The 20191-nt window shown below is 72.6% G+C and carries 15 protein-coding genes and 1 pseudogene; 8 read left to right on the forward strand and 8 right to left on the reverse strand.

Translation table 11 applies throughout. From position 1 onward, the window contains the following. Positions 1-16: 16 nt before the first annotated feature. Positions 17-1312 carry a nickel-dependent lactate racemase gene (gene larA, locus ACWIX3_RS11415; RefSeq protein WP_448612188.1) on the reverse strand — a complete coding sequence of 432 codons (1296 nt, stop codon included), beginning with the start codon at positions 1310-1312 and terminating at the stop codon, positions 17-19. Between the two features lie 150 nt (positions 1313-1462). Between larA and larB the strand changes: the two genes are divergently transcribed. The 3 genes from larB (at position 1463) to ACWIX3_RS11430 (ending at position 7573) form a co-directional block, all read left to right on the forward strand. Beyond that, positions 1463-2173 carry a nickel pincer cofactor biosynthesis protein LarB gene (gene larB / locus ACWIX3_RS11420; RefSeq protein ID WP_448612189.1) on the forward strand — a complete coding sequence of 237 codons (711 nt, stop codon included), beginning with the start codon at positions 1463-1465 and terminating at the stop codon, positions 2171-2173. Beyond that, on the forward strand, positions 2170-3426 hold the full coding sequence (larC, locus tag ACWIX3_RS11425) for a nickel pincer cofactor biosynthesis protein LarC (RefSeq protein ID WP_448612190.1): 1257 nt from the start codon (positions 2170-2172) through the stop codon (positions 3424-3426). The genes larB and larC overlap by 4 nt, the downstream gene beginning before the upstream one ends. A 193-nt stretch (positions 3427-3619) precedes the next feature. After that, positions 3620-7573, forward strand: coding sequence for a hypothetical protein (locus ACWIX3_RS11430; protein ID WP_448612191.1), 3954 nt, complete (start codon positions 3620-3622; stop codon positions 7571-7573). A 561-nt stretch (positions 7574-8134) separates the two neighbouring features. Here ACWIX3_RS11430 and ACWIX3_RS11435 read toward each other — a convergent pair. Continuing rightward, complete coding sequence (locus ACWIX3_RS11435) at positions 8135-8494, reverse strand: VOC family protein (RefSeq protein WP_448612192.1); 360 nt, start codon at positions 8492-8494, stop codon at positions 8135-8137. Positions 8495-9235: 741 nt separating this feature from the next. Here ACWIX3_RS11435 and ACWIX3_RS11440 point away from each other — a divergent pair. The 5 genes from ACWIX3_RS11440 (at position 9236) to ACWIX3_RS11460 (ending at position 13744) form a co-directional block, all read left to right on the forward strand. Next, a complete protein-coding gene (locus ACWIX3_RS11440) occupies positions 9236-10519 on the forward strand; it encodes a sensor histidine kinase (RefSeq protein WP_448612193.1) in 1284 nt (427 codons plus the stop codon). Then, positions 10516-11187 carry a response regulator gene (locus ACWIX3_RS11445; RefSeq protein WP_448612194.1) on the forward strand — a complete coding sequence of 224 codons (672 nt, stop codon included), beginning with the start codon at positions 10516-10518 and terminating at the stop codon, positions 11185-11187. Before ACWIX3_RS11440 ends, ACWIX3_RS11445 begins: the two co-directional genes overlap by 4 nt. Positions 11188-11247: 60 nt before the next feature. Beyond that, positions 11248-12147, forward strand: a complete 900-nt coding sequence (locus tag ACWIX3_RS11450; RefSeq protein ID WP_448612195.1) for an ABC transporter ATP-binding protein — start codon at positions 11248-11250, stop codon at positions 12145-12147. Further along, complete coding sequence (locus ACWIX3_RS11455) at positions 12144-13415, forward strand: ABC transporter permease (RefSeq protein ID WP_448612196.1); 1272 nt, start codon at positions 12144-12146, stop codon at positions 13413-13415. The genes ACWIX3_RS11450 and ACWIX3_RS11455 overlap by 4 nt, the downstream gene beginning before the upstream one ends. A 77-nt stretch (positions 13416-13492) precedes the next feature. Beyond that, the gene (locus ACWIX3_RS11460) at positions 13493-13744 is read left to right on the forward strand and encodes a hypothetical protein (protein WP_448612197.1); all 252 of its coding nucleotides are present in this window, start codon (positions 13493-13495) and stop codon (positions 13742-13744) included. Between the two features lie 292 nt (positions 13745-14036). Here ACWIX3_RS11460 and ACWIX3_RS11465 read toward each other — a convergent pair whose 3' ends face one another. From ACWIX3_RS11465 to fxsT, 6 genes and pseudogenes are all read right to left on the reverse strand, one after another. Continuing rightward, positions 14037-14339: a helix-turn-helix domain-containing protein gene (locus tag ACWIX3_RS11465; protein WP_448612460.1), complete on the reverse strand. Its 303-nt coding sequence runs from the start codon at positions 14337-14339 to the stop codon at positions 14037-14039. Between the two features lie 254 nt (positions 14340-14593). After that, the gene (locus tag ACWIX3_RS11470) at positions 14594-15619 is read right to left on the reverse strand and encodes an AAA family ATPase (RefSeq protein WP_448612198.1); all 1026 of its coding nucleotides are present in this window, start codon (positions 15617-15619) and stop codon (positions 14594-14596) included. A 430-nt stretch (positions 15620-16049) separates the two neighbouring features. Next, positions 16050-16631 (reverse strand): dihydrofolate reductase family protein, encoded by a 582-nt coding sequence (locus ACWIX3_RS11475; RefSeq protein WP_448612199.1) that lies wholly within the window; start codon positions 16629-16631, stop codon positions 16050-16052. A gap of 241 nt (positions 16632-16872) precedes the next feature. Beyond that, a complete protein-coding gene (locus tag ACWIX3_RS11480; protein WP_448612200.1) occupies positions 16873-17271 on the reverse strand; it encodes a VOC family protein in 399 nt (132 codons plus the stop codon). A gap of 63 nt (positions 17272-17334) precedes the next feature. Continuing rightward, positions 17335-17442 (reverse strand): annotated as a pseudogene (locus tag ACWIX3_RS11485) (IS5/IS1182 family transposase); the annotation flags it as partial. Positions 17443-17553: 111 nt separating this feature from the next. After that, positions 17554-20073 (reverse strand): FxSxx-COOH system tetratricopeptide repeat protein, encoded by a 2520-nt coding sequence (fxsT, locus tag ACWIX3_RS11490; protein WP_448612201.1) that lies wholly within the window; start codon positions 20071-20073, stop codon positions 17554-17556. Positions 20074-20191: the final 118 nt, after the last annotated feature.

Consider the following 20191-nt stretch of genomic DNA (forward strand, 5'->3'; position numbering starts at 1 on the left):
CTGGGCGCCGTCGGACTCAGCTGATGTCGGCCAGGAGCTCCGTGCTCACGTACGGGATGGTCTGCGGCCCCTCGGGCAGGACGCACACCCGGGCGTCGGGCCCCGCCGCGTCGAGCAGCTCCCGGACCGTGGCGCCGATGTCGTGGGTCTGCTCCAGGTGCGCCGCCTCGAGGGCGTGGTCGGAGAGGTAGGAGGTGTGCATGATCACCCGAGCCCGGCTCTGGATCTTGGCCTGCACCTGGACCTGCCACTGGTCGGGCACGGTCTTCGGCCGGTTCTCGATGAGGTCGAGGAGCGCCTGCGGGGACTCCGCGGACTCGAGCACCTCCCGGTAGGAGCCGTGGTTCGGGAACCCGTCCCGGCACTCCGCCGCGCAGATGATCGCGCCGCCGTCCTTGACCACCGTGGCCGCCGCGGAGATGCCCTTCACGGCCTGGTACAGGTTCTGGTCCAGGGGGTAGCCGGAGTTGGTCGTGACCACCACGTCGAAGAGCTCCGGCACCGGGGCCATCGCCAGCTCCCGCGCCGCCTCACGGGCGGCGGCGTGCATGGCGAACAGCTCCCCGGCGAACGCGCCCACCACCTGCTGGTCCCGGTTGAGGGTGACGTCGAAGCCGAAGTGCACGCCACCGACCGCCGCGACGACCGCACGGATGTCGTCGTGGACGGGGTTGCCCTCGCAGATGCCCCACACGGCCTGGGGGGAGCCGATGCGCTCGGCGTCGTGCAGGGTGAGCACGGTCTCCAGGCCGGCCAGCCCGGGGACGGCCAGCTTGGGGCCACCGCTGAACCCGGCGAAGAAGTGCGGCTCGACGAACCCCGTGGTGATCCGCACGTCGGCCTCGACCCAGTGGCGGTCGAGCCAGACGGGCACGCCGTTGCCGTGGGTGCCCATCCAGACCAGGGACGCCTCGTCGCGCGCGTCGTGGTTGAGCACGTGGACCCGGTCGACCACGTCGTCGCCCAGCATGCTCCGCAGCTCGGCCTCGGTGTTGCCGCGGTGCGTGCCCGTGGCCACCAGGATCACCACGTCGTCCAGGCCGACGATCCCGTCGAGCTCCTCGAGCACGGCCGGGACCATGAGGTCCCGCGGCTGGGCGCGGGTGCCGTCGCAGACGGAGATGGCGACCTTCTGCCCCGGCCGCACGATCTCGCGCAGCCGTGGCCCGGCGACCGGTGCGCGCAGGGCCGACCGCAGGACCGCCGCAGCGTCCTCGGCACCGGGCACGTAGCGGGGCTCGACGACCGTCGTCCGGTCGTCGGGCAGGTCGACGGTCAGACCCTGCTCGCCGTAGGCCAGTTGGACCCTCATCTGATCACCCGTCCTGCCGTCCGGTCGGTTGAGCCTGCTCGGACCCTAACCGGGAGCGCCGGTCCCGGCGCCGTCGCGGGCCGTACCAGGAGGGGGCCGCCTGGGCGGCCCCGCTGTGGGCGGCCGGCCGCTGCCGTGCAGGATGCCGCTGTGGACGGCGAGGAACGCGACCCGGGGTACGTCGACCTCGGGTTCGCGCGGGTGGACACCGATCGGCTGTCCCGCACCGGGGACCCGGAGGTGGTCTACGCCGCCGGGAAGACGCCGGAGGAGGTCGTCGCCATCGTCGGGACGCTCCGCGAGGCGGCCCCCCACCGGCCGGCCCTCGTCACGCGGGCGGACCCGGCGACGGTGGCAGCGGTGCGGCTGCGGTGGCCCGAGGCCCAGGTGGAGGCGACGACGGTGGTCGTCGGGGACCCGCCGCCGGCCAGGGGTCTCGTCGCGGTCGTCACGGCCGGGACGTCGGACTCGCCGGTGGCGGCGGAGGCCGCGACCACCGTGCGGGTCTTCGGCGCCGACGTCGTCCGGGTGGTCGACGTCGGGGTCGCCGGGCTGCACCGCGTGCTCGACGCCCGCCCGGTGCTCCAGGACGCCGACATCGTCATCGTGGTGGCGGGGATGGAGGGCGCGCTGCCCAGCGTGATCGGCGGGCTCGTCGGGACGCCGGTGGTGGCCGTGCCGACCAGCGTCGGCTACGGGGCCAGCTTCGGCGGTCTGTCCGCGCTGCTGGGGATGCTGAACTCCTGCGCCGCGGGCGTGGTCGTCTGCAACATCGACAACGGGTTCGGTGCGGGGGTGTTCGCCGCGCGGATCGCGCGCAGCATCCACGCCGGTGGCTCCGGCGTCGTGGAGCCGCGGTGACCCGGGTCGGGTGGCTGGACCTGGGCAACGGCGTGGCCGGCGACATGCTGCTGGGTGCGGTCGTGGGAGCGGGCGTGCCGCTCGACGACATCGCCGCGGCGCTGGACCCCCTGCAGCTGCCCATCACGCTGCGCGCCGAGGACGTGCAGCGCGGGGGACTGCGGGCGGTCCGGATCGTGGTGACGGCCCCGGAGGCCGGCCAGCCCGCGCGCCGCTGGTCCGACGTCCGCCGGCTGCTCGACCGGCTCCCCGATCCGTTGCGCTCGTCGGCGGTCGAGGTGTTCGGCGCGCTGGCGCGAGCCGAGGCGGCGGTGCACGGCGTGCCCGAGGAGGACGTGCACTTCCACGAGGTGGGCGCGCTGGACGCGATCGCCGACGTCGTCGGGGTCTGTGCCGGGATGGCCGCCCTGCGCCTGGACCGGTTGGTGGCCTCGCCCATCGCACTCGGGGGAGGGCGGGCGAGGACGGCGCACGGGACGATCCCGGTCCCCGGGCCGGCCGTGCTGGCCCTCCTCGAGGCAGCGGGGGCACCCGGGCGGGGCGGCCCCGACGAGGTGGAGCTGGCCACGCCGACCGGGGTCGCGCTCGCCACCACCCTGGCGGACGGGTTCGGTCCGATGCCGGCGCTGCGGCCGATCGCCACCGGCACGGGCGCCGGCACCCGGGACCCCGCCGGCCGGCCCAACGTGGTGCGCCTGGTGGTGGGCGAGGAGACGCCGGGTCCGTCCGGCACCGTCGGGGGTCTCGACACGACGACGGCGGTGGTCCTCGAGGCCAACGTCGACGACCTCGACCCGCGCGTCTGGCCGCTGGTCCTCGTCGCACTGCTGGACGCGGGCGCGCTCGACGCCTGGCTGACCCCCACGCTCATGAAGAAGGGCCGGCCCGCCCACGTCGTCGCGGCCCTCGCCGGCCCGGCCGAGGTGGCCCGGGTGCGGGACGTCCTGCTCCGCGAGACGACGACCCTCGGCGTCCGCGAGACGCCCGTCGTCCGGCACGCCCTCCGGCGCACGTTCGGCACCGTCCACGTCGACGGGCACCCGGTCGCCGTCAAGCTCGGGTGGGGTCCCGACGGCTCGGTGGTCAACGCCATGCCCGAGTGGGAGGACGTCGCCCGGGCAGCCGCCGCGCTCAGCCGACCGGTCAAGCAGGTGCTGGCGCAGGCCGTCGGGCTCGCCGAGGCGCTCGGGTCCGCGGGGGTGACGGCTGGTCGGGTCGGTGGGCAGTTGCCGCGGCGGCCGCCGGGGCGGTAGGTGTGGGCCCGCTGTCGCAGGCACCCGCCTGATGCAGCCGCCCCGCCCGACGACCCGGGAACTGGACCGATCGACTCCACCGGCCCCATCCGTCCTGGCCCCCGAGCTGGGGTGCCCGCCGAGCCGGTGGCGCGTCCGCCGCCCCTGCCGCACCATGGTCATTCGACACGGGCCGTCACCAGGGGATGACTGCATGCCGAAGCCTGCAGAGCCGGAGCAGGAGGCGTCTGCGGCGGGCGCGCCCCGGGTCTTCCACGAGTTGTTGCGGTGGATGGAGCGCACAGCCGTCCCGGCATCCCGACCGGATGCCTCCGCGGCTGACGAGGCTGCGGGACTCGTGATCCTGGATCTGTCCCTCCGACTCGAGCACGTGTCCCGGGTGACGGACAGCCTGCGCGTCATCGACAAGAGCCACGTCCGACGACTGGTCACGCTGGACGTGGACCTCCGCGGCCTGACCGGCGAACAACGTGAGGCGCTGACCGTTCGGCGCGGCCTCACCCCGCCGGACGCCCCCTCCGAGGCGGACGGCGCAACGAATCTGTGGGTGCCGGTCTCACGGCACAGCCGCATGGACCTGAGCCCCGTCGTCGTCCGTGACGCCTCCGACCAGGTGTTGCCACGACTGACCCAGGGGGCGGCGTCCAGGACCCTGGTCGCCGGGCTCAGCCGGCTGCTCAAGTTGATCCGGGCGTCGAAAGCCGAGCGACTGTCGCCACGAGCGATGTGGTTGATCCTTCGAGCGCTCGAGTCGCTGATCGAAGAGGGACCGCTCGGCCTCGGCCCGCGCAGCACGCCGACGTCGGCAGGCACCTCCGGGACAGAACCCGCCACGGACTACCACACGGAGGCCGAGGACTTCCTGAGCGCACTGCACCCGGATCTCCAGCAGTCCCTGGACCGGCTCATCGAAGTCGCCTACACCGAGTACGTGCTGGTGGTGATGCTCCCGGCCAGGACGTCGCAGGGGCACCTGCAGTTCGAGGCGCCACTGATCCCCGCCGCGCTCCAGTCGACGCCGTGGCCGGGGCGGGTGACACCCGGCAGGGAGTACACCATCGACTACCGCACCGAGATCGCTCGATCCCTCGGCTCCTACCACGTGACGGTCGAGGTCGCGGAGGAGATATACGTACGCCGGTACATCTTGTGCAGCGATGCGGACAAGGCTGCAGTAGCGGAACTCGGCCGTGAGATGACGATCCTATCCGCCGCGCTCGCGGAGTACGAGTCGTCGCAGCCGGCGGTCGACGCGTCACGTCGGCGTGACACCGTGACTTCCCCAGGAGCCGGCGCCACCGCTGGTGAGAGCGGCGGACCGGAGGCGGCCGAGCACGAGGCGCTGTGGTTGGAGCTCGAGTCAGTCGTCTCCAAGCTCGTACAGCTGGGGCGCCGGCGCAACCTCGAGTACCGGCGGTACCGCGCGTACATCGAGAGCCAAGAACTGGGCACCGCGTTCATGGAACCCGCGGGCGTCGAGGTCTCCGCGGACGAAGACTCCCTGCTCGCTGACCTGGCCGAGGGCGAGACCAGTCTGGCCGCACTGGACCGGCTGGCCGACGTCTTCTCGATACGCCCCTTCCGCGATCGGCTCGAGGATGCGGGCCTGCGGCCGAGTGACTTCGTGGAGGGTCTGCCGAGGATCGCCCAGTGGCTGAGCGACGCCAGGCTCGGCGATGATGTGGTCGTAGAGAACGACCCTCGGGAGAACGGGGCGCACGCGCAGTGGCGTCACCGGCCACTCGGTTTCGGGACCCCCAGTCTCGAGCCCATCCGGGCGCGGGTCTTCCTCACCCTGGCCGACGAGAAGCCGGCCCTGGCCGACAGCGTCCGGCACATGCTCTGGGGCTTGACCGGTGTCGTCGCCGGCCTCGGTCTCCTCCTGCAGTGCAGCGGGACTGCCCCGAGCAAAATTCAGGCCGACGCATTGGTCGCCGTGCTGCTGCTCGTTCCGGGCATCCTGCTGTCCCGTCTCGACATCCCGAACACCAACTCGGTCCTGGGGCAGCTCAGGGTCGTGCCGCGCAATGTCGCCTATCTCTCGGTGATCCTCACATCCGGTCTGGCGGTGGCCGTCGCCACGGGATGGACGCCGCCACGCCGCCTGGTGCCGTACGGGCAGGACCACCTGCAGCCGTACGTGTGGGTCTCGGCGGCTCTCCTCATGTGCCTGCTGTTCAGCTTGGGGGAGAAGCTCCAACGGCGCCGTCGGAGGAACCGTGCCATCCCGGACTCGGCGGACGTGCCCTGGTGGTTGCGGCACCCCTGCGCCGGCCCACGAGAGGCCACCCAGGAGGAGAAGCGATCCGCCGACGTGGTCTTCGACGCCATCAGCCGTCCGCCGTCGCGCGGTGTCCGGCCGGACCGGTTCGCGACCCCAGCGCAGGAAGGGGGCCGGCACAGCGGGGAGATCGCAGTCCTCGAGCACCAGGCATTCCCGCTCTGGAGCAGTCCAGCAGTGGGCGACACGTCGGGGCAGGCGGACGAGCGGACCTCGACGGGCAGACGGTCACTGCGCGGCGCAGAGCTGGCACGTACCGCCGCTCGTGCCGTGACTGCCGGCAGGTCGGGTGTCGAGCTGCTCGTCGAGCACATGCCCGCCGAGCAGCACGACGCACATCCCCGCCTGACGCAGGGCGCGGGCTACGTCAGGTCCACCAGGGCGGAGCCCTTCGACGAGCGGTCGGCGGACCGACTTCTGGCGTCGGGTGTCGGGACGACGTCCGCCCCAGCACGACCGCCGTCGGAGGCCGAGCCAACCGAGACCCTGATGAGCCGCGCGGGTCGGTTCACAGTCCGCGTCCAGGCCCGTCCGCTCACCGGCGCCGCTGCCGACGGTCCACGGATGACCAGCGCGGCCCCCAGCGCCGGTGGGGGCCGCTACGTCGTGGCAGCGCCTCTCGGACCCGGCGCCTTCGCCGAGCCCCTCAGCACCTTCGACTTCCTCATCGAGCTGCCGGATGAGAGGACGGGAGCGGAGCTGCTCGAGCGCCTCCTGACCGACGAGTCCGGCACGCCCCGGTCGACCGAGGTGACGATCAGAGAGGTGCAGTTCCCCGGAGCGCCCAGGATGGCCGGCACGGAGGTGGCGCTCGCTGAGTGCCGGGACGAAGAGGCTCACGTCCTGCGTCTGTCCGTCGCCCTGCCGGACAGCGCGGTCGTCGCAGGAAGTGAGGCGGCGTCTCGGGAGAGGAGCGACCTGCCGACCACGGATGACCCCGGGCGACGTGCGGCAACCGAGCGAGCACGCGGGAGGCAGGTGGGCCGCCTGGCTCTGACCCGGTACCTGGCGAGGCTGTGCGCCGGAGAGAATGCGCGTCTCTACATCCCGGACACGTCGACCAGCACAGGGCCCCACTGGCGGCCGACCGTACAGGGCTCAGGGCCCACGAACCGTTCGACGGGCGTCTCCGGGTGTCGAGCCGGGAGTGCCGCGACCGAGAACGGGAAGGGCCGTCATGGCGAGGTGGCACTCGTGACGCTCGTGGGTTCCGCGAATGGCTACGACGCGAAAGCCGCCGTCAGCATGTGCAGCTTGGTCAAGAAGACCGGAGTGAGCGTTCTTGCCGTATCGGTGACGCGGTTGCAGGATCAACCGTTGATCTCTTTGGTCATCAGCAGATGCAGGGAAACGTCGCCATCGCCGAGTGCGTCGACCCCCGACGCGGGGTCCCGAGCGGCGGTCGCATCGCTCGCGGGATTCCTCGACATCAGCCAGTCGGACGACGATCTCCTGTGCGCTGTCGAAGGTCGCGCCCTGATGGTCACTCGACTGGACGTCGCGGAGGGGCCGCTCGGCGCAGGAAGAACCCCCGTGCCGCCGGAAGAGACGCTCTGGTTGCAGTGGAGCTGGCCGGGCGGGCACCCCGATCCCGCGGCACTCGACCCGGCCCAGCTGGTGCTGGACGCGCTGGGAAACGCCGTCGCGGGGGCTCACCTGGTGCATCACCGTTCCCGCCGGGACCGCGACGGCCGCGTCAAGGGACACGCTCGGCTGCTGGTCCGAGGGCCGAGCGGGGACGAGCTCGGAAAGCTGGCCTACGCCGTCGAGCGCACCGTGCAGCAGACACTTGCCAGGACCCACCGCAGCCCGCACGAGGTCCGGCTACGCGTGGTCAGGGACGAGGGTTGGCTGCCGCGAAGATGACGGACCCCTACGCCTTCGGGTGAGCGCGCGGACCAGAGCACCGAGTCACGCCGGACCCGCGACGCACGGCAGTGGATGGAGCGGCCCATCACGATCGGCGGAGGCTGCCGTTCCACGAGCTGCCGACCGGTGTGGATGCCGCGGGGGCGTGCACACCTCTTGCTCATCATGGGGAAACCAGCGTGGCGCCCCGAGCAGACCGAGGTGATCCGGCGCATCGAGGTCTTCCGACCTGAGTTCCGCGTTCGATGGCGGTCAGCACGAGTGCGGCGTCGGCAATCGCCCTCCCGATTCGGATCGACTCCGCGGATCGAGGTCCGCGCCCGCCGGAGGGTGACCTCCGGTGGACGTGGAGGCATCGGACGTGCGCCGGTCCGTACCGGCGACGGTGCCGAATTCCTTCTGCGCGGCCACCCCTGCCCGCGAGCGGGTGGTCACCCGCAGAGAGGTCTTCGAGCCGCGTCGTCGCCTGCCGTACCTCGTCACGCGGCCCTACCCGTCCGCGTCACTCCGCTCCATCCCGGGCGCCGCATCGGCATGGGCGCCAGGGGGCCGCCGCCGTCACGGCGCCTCCCAGAACACCTCGACCTCGGTGCCGTCGGGATCCCAGCATCGGAAGGTCACGTACGCCTCGCTGGGTCGGAAGTCCTCGAGCTCGGTGGTGCGCACGGCGGCCGCGGCCAGCGCACGGTGCAGGTCGGAGACCGCATCCGCGTCGCGCAGCCCGAACCCGATGTGGAAGCCGTCGGGGAGCGGCTGGTGCGCCGCCGCCGGGACCAGCGCGAGCAGGAACCCGTCGTCGTTGCGGACGAAGTACCCGCCGTCCGCCTCGAACGCCGGACGGAAGCCGAAGTGCCGCTGGTAGAAGTCGCGGCAGGCTGCGGCGTCCCGCACCCTGAGGTTCAGGTGGTTCAGGTCCATGCGCGTGCAGGGTGCCAGCCTGCCCGCCGCACCCGCATCCACACGACCTCGGCCCCTCGTGCTGCGCGGCGCCGTGTGTGCGGCAGCGCGACGCGCAACGGCCCACCGTGCAGCACCTCCGGCTTCGCGGCCCGCGTGTTCCCTGCCTGACGTCCGCGGTGCGGCGGCCCTGGGTCACGCCGACGCCGGCCTGGTACAGGGGCGCCAGCTCGGCGGACACCCCGACTGGGTGACCGGCTCAGTGCTGCGTGATCCGCCGCAGCGTCCAGCGCCGGCCGAAGGCCACCGCCCAGAATCCCTCGGACAGCGCCAGGGAGCGGGCGAGCCCCACATCTTGTCGGTCAGCAGCACCGCCGTCCCAGCCGAACGACCCGGCGTGCCGGCCGCCCGGCTCGTCGGCGAGGCGATGGCGCCACCACTCACCGCTGGCAAGCAGTCACGAGGGCTCCCTGAGCCACGTATGACCCGCAACCGTGTCCCGCATGGCGAACCCGCTCCGGCCACGTCGGCGCGGTTCCCGTCCCCGTGGCGCCAGCGTCCGCTCCAGCCGGGCCGAGCATGACGACGTTCGGTCACACGCCCTTGCAAGGGGCTGCACAGCCGAGTGGCGCGGACCCCAGGTCGGCCGTCTGCGGGTCCAGGGTGCGTTTGCCGACTGGGCTCCGGCTGCGGTGGGGCCGCCAGGGTGGTGACGGTCCGGAGGCGCGGGACCCACCAGTGGGGTCCGTTAGCGTGGCGCTCGTGACGGACCTGCCGGAGCGTCCTGACGACGGCTGGGGGCGCCCCGGGCCCACGCGCGCGCAGCGGCGTACCGACGTACGCGTCGGCCTCGCCCTTGCTGCGGCGACCGTGGCGAGCTTCGAGCTCACACGCAGCGCCGGGCCGGTGCTGCCGACATCGCCCGGGCTGGTCGAGCAGGTGGCGTGGGCGCTTGCAGTGTCGCTGCCGCTGTGCCTGCGCCGGGTGCAGCCCCTCGCCGTCCTCGTCGTGGTCGCGGCGGCGTTCATCGCGCTGCAGGCGCGGGGTGTGCTCGAGGCCTTCATGACGTCGGTGTGCCTCTTCACGGCCCTCTACACGGCCGGGGCCTGGGCGCGGGACCGCCGCGCGGCGAACGCGGTGCGGCTCGTCGTCGTGGTCTCGATGTTCGCCTGGTTGGTGATCTCGCTGACCGCGACGCCGCTGCAGGAGCTGCTGCCCGACGACGGCGAGCGCTCGGGCTCCATCGACCCCCTGGCCGCACGCCTGCTCTACGGCGTGGGGCTCAACGTCTTCTTCTTCGTCGGCGCCTGGCGCTTCGGGGACGCGGCCCGGCGCGACGCGCGCAGCCGCGCCGAGCTCGAGCAGCGCAACGAGGAGCTGCGGCGCGAGCGGGAGGAGCGGGCCCGCCGTGCGGTGCTCGACGAGCGGGTCCGCATCGCACGGGAGATGCATGACGTCGTCGCCCACCACGTCAGCACGATGGGCGTGCAGGCCGGCGCGGCGCGGCGCGTCCTGGACGTCGACCCGGCGGCCGCGCGCCGGGCGATCGGCGCGGTCGAGGGCAGCAGCCGCACGGCCGTGGAGGAGATGCGCCGGCTGGTCGGCGTCCTCCGCGAGGGGGACGGCGCCGTGGAGCCGCCGCCCGACCTCGGCCGCCTCGACGAGCTGGTCCGCGCCGAGCGGCCGGGCCTGGAGGTGGATGCCCGCGTGCTCGGCGAGCCCCGCCCGCTGCCGCCATCGGCGTCGGTGAGCGCGTACCGGGTGGTGCAGGAGGCGCTGACCAACGCCGTCCGGCACTCCGGCGCGCGCCGCGCGTCGGTGCGGCTGCGCTGGCTCGACGACGCCCTGGAGGTCGAGGTCGTCGACGACGGCCGCGGCGGCGCGGGCGACGGCGGCGGCCACGGGGGTGGCCTCGGTCTTGTCGGCATGCGGGAGCGCGTCGACCTGCACGGCGGCCAGCTGGACGTCGGTCCGCGACCGGAGGGCGGGTGGCGCGTACGGGCGCGGTTCCCGTTCAACGCGGTGGGGGCCGGGGTGGCGTCGTGACGGTGCGGGTGCTGCTCGTCGACGACCAGGACCTCGTGCGCGCCGGGTTCCGCATGATCCTCGGGATCGAGCCCGACCTCGAGGTCGTCGGCGAGGCGGCCGACGGCGAGGCCGCCGTCCGCGCGGCGCGCGAGCTCGCGCCGGACGTCGTCCTCATGGACGTGCAGATGCCCGGCACCGACGGCCTCACCGCTACGCGTGAGGTCGTGGCGACGACGGACTCTGCGGTCGTCGTCCTCACCACCTTCGACCGCGACGACTACCTGTTCGCGGCGCTGGAGGCCGGCGCGTCGGGCTTCCTCCTGAAGAACGCCGTCCCGGAGGACCTGGTCGCGGCGGTCCGGCTCGTCGCCGCCGGGGAGGCCCTGCTCGCCCCTTCGGTGACGCGGCGGGTCATCGAGCGGTTCGCGCAGCGGCCTGGCCGGGCCGCGCGGCCCGACCTGCTCGCCGGGCTCACCACGCGCGAGCGCGAGGTGCTCGCCCTGGCGGCGCGCGGGTGGTCCAACGCCGAGATCGCCGAACGGCTCGTGCTGGGCGAGGCGACGGTGAAGACCCACGTGTCCCGGGTGCTCGCGAAGCTCGGGCTCCGCGACCGGGTGCAGGCTGTCGTCCACGCCTACGAGACCGGCCTGGTGCAGCCGGGTGAGCTTCCTCCGCCGCGAGGCTGACCCCGCGGATCCACCTCGCGGTGGACGCGTGGGGGTGTGTGCCGCCCCTAGCGTCGAGCCGTGCTGGAGCTCAGGGGAGTGACGAAGCGCTACGGGGAGAAGGCGGCGCTGGACGACGTGTCGTTCGCCGTCCGGCCGGGGCGCATGACGGGGTTCGTGGGCGCCAACGGCGCCGGCAAGACGACCGCGATGCGCGTCGTCCTCGGCGTCGTCCCCGAGGACGACGGTGAGGTGCTGTGGCGGGGGAGCCCGCTCGACCTCACGGCACGGAGCGGCTTCGGCTACATGCCGGAGGAGCGCGGGCTCTACCCGAAGATGCCGCTGCTGGAGCAGCTCGGCTTCTTCGCCCGCCTGCATGGCCTCGGCCCGGAGGAGGGGCGGCGCCGGGGGCGGGAGCTGCTCGAGGAGCTGGGCCTCGGCGACCGGGCGGGCGACCGGCTGGAGTCGCTGTCGCTCGGCAATCAGCAGCGCGTGCAGGTCGCGGCGGCGCTCGTGCACGAGCCGGAGCTGCTCGTGCTCGACGAGCCCTTCAGCGGACTGGACCCCCTCGCGGTCGACGCGATGGCCGCGATGCTCCGTCGACGTGCGGCTGCCGGTGTGCCCGTGCTCTTCTCCAGCCACCAGCTCGACCTCGTCGAGCGTCTCTGCGACGACCTCGTCGTCCTCCACCACGGTCGCGTGGTGGCAGCCGGACCGGCCGACGACGTCCGCCGCGACCGCACGCCCCTGCGCTACCGCGTGGTCGTCGAGCCCGACGCCGGCTTCCTCCGCGAGGAGGGGCTGCGGGTCCTCGACGTCGACGGGGCCCGGGCGCTCGTCGAGCTCGAGCCCGAAGCGGCCGGCGACCTGGTGGCGGCCGAGCAGCGCCTCCTCGCCCGGCTCACCCGCGCCGGTGCCGTCCGCGAGTTCCGGCCCGTCGTCCCCACGCTGTCCGAGATCTTCCGGGAGGTCGTCCGATGACCACCACCACGCCGGCGCGGTCCGCGACAGCGGCCCCGGACAGGCCGTCGCGCGAGAAGCCGCGCCGCGCGCTCGGTCTCGCCGCGGCGGCGCGGGTGATCGCCGGCCGGGAGGTCGCGGTCACGCTGAGGGACCGCGGCTTCATCATCTCGACGCTCGTGACGCTGGTGATCGTCGCCGGTGCCACCGCGCTGCCCGCGATCCTCTCCGGCGGCACGGAGACGAGGACCGTCGCGGTCGTGGACGACGCCGGCGCCGCCCTCGTCCAGGCCGCCGACCAGCTCGCGGCCGCAGACGCGCCGCTGGGCGAGGAGCCCGCGGTGAGCCTCGAGGTCCTGGAGACCGGCGGGGTCGGGGCCGCGGAGGAAGCCTTGCGCGAGGACGAGGCCGACCTCGCCGTGCTGCCCGGGAGCGAGGACGTCGAGCTCGTGGCTCTCGACGGCGTCCCGGGCGACGCCGCGGACATCCTCTCCCGTGCGGCGTCTGCGCAGCGTGCGGCAGCGGTCGCCGACGAGTTGGGCGCCACCGACGCGCAGGTCGCTGCGCTGCAACCGGTCTCGCTGGAGCAGCGACGTCTCGGCGGCGGGCTCGACCCGACCATCGCCTCGGTGGTTGCGACCGCGTTCGGCTTCCTCTTCTTCTTCACCGTCTTCGGCTACGGGATGATGATCGCCCAGCGCGTGACCGAGGAGAAGCAGAGCCGGGTCGTGGAGCTGCTCGTCGCCGCCGTGCCGATGCGGGCGATGCTGGTCGGCAAGGTGATGGGGGTCGGCGCGCTGGCCCTCGGACAGGTCGTGCTGACCGTGGGGATCGCGGCCATCGGCGCATCCGTCTCGGGGCAGGGCCAGCTGCTCCAGCTCCTCGCCCGCAGCAGCGGCTGGTTTCTCGTCTTCTTCCTCTTCGGCTTCGCGCTCCTGGCGTGCCTGTTCGCCGCGGCCGGGGCCATGGCGCCGCGGCAGGAGGACCTGCAGCAGACGGTGAACCCCCTGTCGATGGCGCTGATGCTGCCCTTCTTCGCCTCGGTCTTCATCACCGACCGCGGGCCGCTGCTGACCACGCTGTCGTACGTGCCGCTGACCTCGCCGCTCACCATGCCGCGTCGACTGCTCATCGACGACGCCGCCTGGTGGGAGCCGGTGCTGTCACTCGGCGTGCTCACCGTCAGCGTCGCCGCCCTCGTGGTAGTGGGCGCCCGCCTCTACGAGCGAAGCCTGCTGCGCACCGGCAGCGCCATCACGTGGCGGTCGGCGCTCAAGCGCAACGCCTGACGGCGTCGAGCAGGACGACGAAGTGAGGTACCTCGGCCGCGCCGACGTCGAGGTCGACGACGAGCAGGGGGACGGTCGTGGCTGAGTCGACGAAGTCCACGAGGAAGCGGAGCCACCGGTACTACACGTTCTGGCGGTTCGTCACCGCCGGGCTGCTGCTGTTGATCGCCTGGGACGTGCGCCGTCCCGGGAACGTCGCCTGGGACGACGACGCGTGGTGGCCGCTGTTCGCCGTGATCGGCGTGGTGTACGGGCTGGCCGGCGTGCGGTCTCTGGCGCTGTGGGTGCGGGAGCGCCAGGCCGCCGACACGGGGGAGGGGACGGCGTGAGCACCATCCGCGAGTAGCTGTTGCAGGCGCGCAGCGAATCCGGGGGACGTCTCGCGGGCGTTCGGCGGGCGCCTCGTGGCAGTCGTCCATCCTGAGCATCCGCATCCCGGCGACGATTCCGGTCAAGAGCAATCAGCGAGAGCATCGCCGCAGGTGAGGATCGGCCGGCGGTCGCCCGCTGGCGTTCGACCCGAACCTTGCGCGGTCCACACGGTCACGGACTCAGGATGGCCGGGTCGTCGCTCAGGGGACCTGGCCTGCGGGACAACCCGGCAACCGCCGACAGCGGGAGTCAGCGCCGCGTGCCCGTGCCTCCTGCTGTCGTGCGGCGACCGTCGCCTCCTTGGGCCTGGTCTCGTTGCAGGGCGCGGTGGACCGTGGAGCGGGCGACGCCGAAGAGGTCGGCCAGCTCGGCGGTGCTGTGCTCGCCCTGCCGACAGAGGTCCACCTGGTGGGCTTCCTGGCGAGGATTGAGTTCCGGCTGCATGCCGCGCAGCTCCCCCCTGGCCTTCGCCACCCGCATGCCCTCGCGGGTGCGCAGCCGGATCAGATCGGCCTCGAACCCGGCGACCATCGCCAGCACGTCGAACAGCAGCTGGTCGACCGGCCCCTCGTCGCAAGATCACTCGAGCGGACGACAACTCGAGGCGCCCGAGGTGACTCTCTGCAGGCATCCGCAACCGAGGTCTCGGCGAGGTTCGTGCGTCGCCGCAACGGGTTCCCTTCGCGACGACGAGCGTGGCCGTGTCTCGACTCCTGCGATGGCTGAAGGTCTAGCGCTGTCAACACGCGGCCGGGGGTTCGCCTGAAGCCTGGGTCACAGCCGTGACGTCGCCGACGTCCTGGACGTCACTCGAGCCAGCGTTGCCATCGAGAGGGCCCGGGTTCATGCGCTGGCTCCTGGCCCAGCGCGCGGGCAGCCTCGGCGACGTCGTCCGCGGTGAGCGTCGTTACGTCGGCACGGTCGAGCGCATCCACACTCCGGTCCTTGTCGCGCGTCAGCCGCAGCGCCTGGCGGTTGAGCGCCTGCTCGAACAGCGTGCGGGCGAAGCGCGCGTTGCCGGACTCTTCACCAGGGCGGAGGCCACCGAGGATGCGGCGGAGCGTCTCTTCGGCGCCAGGCTCCAGCGCGTACTCGTGCTGGGCGACGATTTTCGTGAAGATTGCTTCGAGTTCGTCCGTCGAGTAGTCGGGGAACCTGACCTCGCGAGCGAACCGGGAGCGGAGGCCGGGGTTCGAGAGCAGGAACGACTCCATCAGCCGGGGATAGCCGGCCACGATCACCACCAGGCGATGGCGGTGATCCTCCATGCGCTTGAGCAGAACCTCGACTGCCTCGGGTCCGAAGTCCAGCCGGCCGTCGCCCTCCGGGGCCAGCGAGTAGGCCTCGTCGATGAACAGGACGCCGTCGAGTGCCCGGCGGATCACGCGGTCGGTCTTGATCGCGGTCGCACCGACGTACTGCCCGACCAGAGCGGCCCGATCGACCTCCACCAGGTGGCCCTTCTGCAGCAGGCCGACCGCCCGGTACATCTCGGCCAGGAGCCGCGCCACCGTGGTCTTGCCTGTGCCCGGGTTTCCGAGGAATACGAGGTGCTGGGACGTCGCCACCTCGGGCAGGCCGTGTGTCTTGCGGCGCGCCTGCACTTGCAGGAAGGCAACGAGCGCCTGCACCTGCTCTTTCACCGTCTCCAGTCCGACGAGCCCATCGAGCTCCGCCTGCACCGCCGAGAGCGGCCGAGCCGGCCCGGGCCGGCTGCCGAAGAGGTCGCTCACCAGGTCGTCCACGCCCCGCAGACCGGGCCGCGGAAGTTGATCGCCCAGGCGACCGACAGTCTCACGCAGGTCATCGAGTGGCTTGCGGCCGGAGGCCATGCCGGGAGCCTAGGGCCACAGAGGTGGAGACGCCCTCGTGAGAGCCCAGGAGTTGGTCGTCGGTGGGGGTGGATGACCGCCCACCGCAGCCCTGGTTCGGCGAGCTGACCGGTTCGCGTGGCGCGGCGGCAGGCAGCAGGGTCACGCTTGGTGCAGACGCGCGCTGCCCCAGTGGAAGCGCTAGATGTCGGGGTCTTTGAACGCCTCGACAGGCGTGACGCGTCCTGAGGGTGCTACAGCTGCGGCAGCAGGCGTTCCCCGCGCAGCGGATGGTCCGGAGCCTTCCAGTGCGCCCATCACGCGACGGAAGGCGACGCCCGCCGCGAGGGCGTCGCACCGGTGTGTCGCCTGAGAGCGACTGCCGCACTGCCCGGTCGCGGTGGAGGACTGGCGACGCAATCAGGACGGCCGCTGTCCTGCAGACGATCGGTCAACGGCGCACCCGATAGCGCAGGTGAAGCACCCGGTTGCCCTGGATCATCACGTCAGGATCCTCCAACAGGTGCTGCGCGTCGACCGACCCGAAGTAGCGCTTGCCGGACCCGAACACCACGGGTACGACGTCCATGCGCACCTCATCGACCAGACCCGCGGCAAGCACCTGGCCACCGACCTCGCCAGCGGCGACCTCTATCAAGCGGTCACCTGCAAGCTCCTGCGCCTTGGCCACGGCTGCCTCGACGCCGTCGACGAAGTGGAACGGCGCCTCGGGGTCCCAGCCCTCGGGCTGCGGCCGGTGTGTCACGACGACCACGTGGTCGATCCCGCTCGGAGCCTTTCCGTCCCAGCCGTCCGTCATGTCGAAGACGTGGCGGCCGACGATTGTCGCCCCGATCTGGTCCCAGTACGAGCGGGTGTAGTCGTAGGAGGTCTGCGATACCTTCACCTCGCCGCTCTCGTCCAACGGGACGTCACCGCTGGACAGCCAGTCGAACAGTGGTCCGGGCTGGTCGTTCTCGTCCGCTATGAAGCCGTCCACCGACACCGAGCTGTACATGACCACCTTGCCCACAGGGGCTCTCCTTTGCTTCGGGGTGCCTGAAATGATCGTGTCGTGGGTTGTCGCTCTTGTAGGAAATCAATCGGCCGGCCGTCCAGCGCGTGGCCGGGATGTTCGCGCAGGAACTTGCTGCGGCGACGTAAGCGCTGCCCGTGGCCGTCGCGCCGGCGTCCCGAAGGGGATCGAGGGGCGCGGGTGCGGCGAGGTGATCGCGCTGCCGACGCCGTTCATCGCACTGACTCGGAGCGGTGCGTCAAACTTGGGGGATCGACGGCCCGCGTCGCGGGACTGTCGGCCCGGCCTGAGCCTTCGGGACCTGGCCGATCCCGATCTCGTTGCCGTCGGGATCGTGGAAGACGAACTTGCGTGCCTCGCCGTAGTCCTCGAGCTCGGTCGGCTCGATGCCGCGCTCGCTGATCGCCTCCGCCGTCGCGTCGAGGTCGGCGACCATGATGGTGACGAGCGCGCTGCCGGCCTTCGGCGCGTCCTCGAGGAGATAGAACCAGCGGTGCTCGCCGACCGCCCACACGGCCTCGACATCGTTGGGGAAGAATGCGGGCTCGCTTCCGAGGAGCCGTTGGTACCAGGCGCGCCCGCCCGCGATGTCACGGACCCGCACGCCGGCGAAGAGCTCGGTGAAGTCCATGCTCATACGACCGCTCCGGAGCCCTGAACCTGTCGGTGGGGACGCCTCTTGACTCAAGAAGTCGTTGCATCAGTTGGGTAGAAGGCGTCGGGCGCAGATGAGGACGACGGCCAGGCGGACCAGTGCGGTGATCGTTGTAGCGCTGCGGTCGTAGCGCAGAGCCAGGCTCGCGAACGACCCTGAACGCTTCACTTTGACCACTGTGGTGGCACCGCCCAGAGGCCGCCTGACCTACGTCCCCCGCCGTGCTCTCTCACGACAAGGCGCACGAGTTCCGTAGGTCCACGTTCACAGCGTCCGACTCGCACCGTCCGCAGCAGCATCGCCACCCAGCCGAAGGCGGCCGATGCTGGCGTCCTGCGTCAGGTACAGCGTGATCGGGTGCTCCGGGCCCAGCACCCGGCGGCAGCGCTCCAGCGTGTCCTCACCCAGAGCGCGGGCCGACTCGGCCTCACCGATTCGCGCCAGGGCGCCGGTGAGGGCGGCGGCCCCTAACAAGGTGATCGGATGGTCCGGGCCGAACACCCGGCGGCAGCGTTCCACCGTGTCCTGGCCCACGGCCCGGGCCGGTTCCGCCTCACCCAGCTGGGCCAGGGCGTGGGTAAGGGCGCCCGCCGCCGTCAGGGTGATCGCGTGGTCCGGGCCGAACACGTCCCGGCAGCGCTGCACGGTGTCCTGGGCCAGGGCCCGGGTCGGCTCCGCCTCGCCCAGCTCGACCAGGGCGTGCGTCAGTGCTGTTGCCGCCCCCAAGGTGGTGGCGTGGTCCGGGCCGAGCACCCGGCGGCAGCGCTGCAGGGTGTCCTCGCCCAGCGAGCGGCCCGGCTCCACCTCACTCAGCAGGTTCAGTGCAAGGGTGAGGCCGCCCGCGGCCCAGAGGGTGGTGACGTGGTCCGGCCCGAGGACCCGGCGGCAGCGCTGCAGCGTGTCCTCACCCAGGGCGCGCGCCGGCGCTGCCTCGCCCACCGCGAACAGGGCGAGGGTGAGATCGCTCGCCGCAGCCAGGGTGTCGGGATGGTCAAGGCCGAGATGCGACCGCCAGCGGTCGAGCAGTTGTTCGCCGACGGCCCGGCTGCCGTGGCTGTCGCCGTGGGCCTGCAGGTAGCGGATGGTGTTCAGAACCAGGCGCCGGCCAGCCGGAGACGGGTCCCCCAGCGGGGCGGTGGCCAGCACGTGCGGGGTGAGCTCGGCGTAGGCAGGCCAGCTGGCCGGGTCGTCCGGGTCGCCGGGGGTGGCGGTGGCCAGCAGCGCAATGACCCGCTCAGTGGTGGCCTGCTGACGGTCGGCGGGTAGCTGGTGACGGATCACGGCCTGCACGAGCCGGTGCAGCTGGAAGCCGTCGGGGGAGCGGCGGGCCAGGGAGTAGCCGACCAGCGCGCCGACGGTGTCGGCCAGCGCGTCGGGGTCGGCGGCGGTGGACCGCAGGGGCTCCTCGAGGAGCTCGGCGTGGTCGCCGAAGAGGGTCAGGGGGACGGCCTCGGGGGCGAGAAAGGCAGCCAGCTGCAGCAGCCGCACGGCGGCCGGGTCCTCGCAGCTGAGTCGCTCCAGCGACAGCGCCCAGGCGGTGTCCAGCCGCCCGGAGTAGCCGACCACCTCGCCGCGGGCCAGCAGGCCGGCCCGCCGGGTGCGGAAGCGGCGCAGGTAGTCCGCCGGCGGCAGGTCGGTCTGCTCCAGATAGCCGGCCGCCTGGGCGGCGGCCAGTGGCAGGTCGCCGAGTTCGGCGGCAAGCTTGTCCGCCAGCTCCGGGTCCACACCCGAGATCCGCGCTTGCAGTAGCGCGATCGTCTCGGTGCGGGCCAGCACGTCGACCTCCAGCCGGCCGCCCAGTGCGCCCCAGCCGGGAAAGCGGGAGGTGATCAGCACATGTCCGGCCCCGCCGGGCTGGTAGGCGGCGACGTCGGCCGGGCGCTCGGCGTTGTCGAAGATCAGCAGCCAGCGGTCCCGGCGCCGCAGCTCGGCCAGCAGCCGCTCGGCGGTGTCGGTCACCGTCGGCCCGGGACCCAGGTGCAGCCGGGTGGCCAGCGCGGCGAGCTGGTCGGGGATGAGCACCGGTTGTTCGGCGTCGATCCACCAGGCCAGGTCGTAGTCGGCGGCGAAGCGGTGGGCGTACTCGATCGCCAGCTGGGTCTTGCCCACCCCGCCCAGCCCGTAGAGGGCCTGCACCGTCAGCGTGCCCTCGCCGGTGCGCAGCCGCCGCCGCAGCGCGGTGAGCATGCCGTCCCGGCCGGTGAACCGTGGATTGCGCGGGGGCACCTTCCACACCGCCGGCGGGGCGCCGGCGAACCCCGGCCGGCCCTCGGGTCCCGGGTGGCCGGCCGGGGCCGTATCACGGCGCGGGAACGGCGGGGGGCCGGTCGGACGGACCCCGGCCAGCCGGTCCCGTAGCCGCACCGCCGCCGCAGGCTCGTCCAGACCGGTCAGATCCAGGTGGATCAGCGGCGCGTACAGCGGCGGCAGGGTGACCGGCTCGACGATCACCGGCACGATCCGTCCCTGCGCCGCCGCGGGCTGCGCGAAAGCCGCCCGCAGCTCTGCGCCGCCGAACGCGGAGGCGAAGTAGGCCTCGGTGCACACCGCCAGCAGCCGGTCCGCGGACTCCAACGCCGCGGCCATACGGGCCACGAAGTCCTCACCCGGCGCCCAGTCCCACACGTCCAGCTCGACGCTGTAGCCGGCTTCCCGCAACTGCCAGGCCAGCCACTCCGCCCAGGCGGTGTCCCGCCCGGCGTGGCTGATGAAGAAATCGGTCTGCTCACCGCTGATGCGCCACGGGGTCGCGCCGCCAGCTGCGGCGCCCGCTGGCCCACTCACGGTCACGGCTGTCCCCCCCTTGCGCGCAGCTAAGGAGATCGAGCGTCGAACCAGCCGGTCTGATACGGGGGACTCACCGTTCTCACGAGGAGTCGCATGAGTTCCGTAGGTCCTCAAG

Source organism: Geodermatophilus sp. URMC 60 (genome assembly GCF_053502585.1).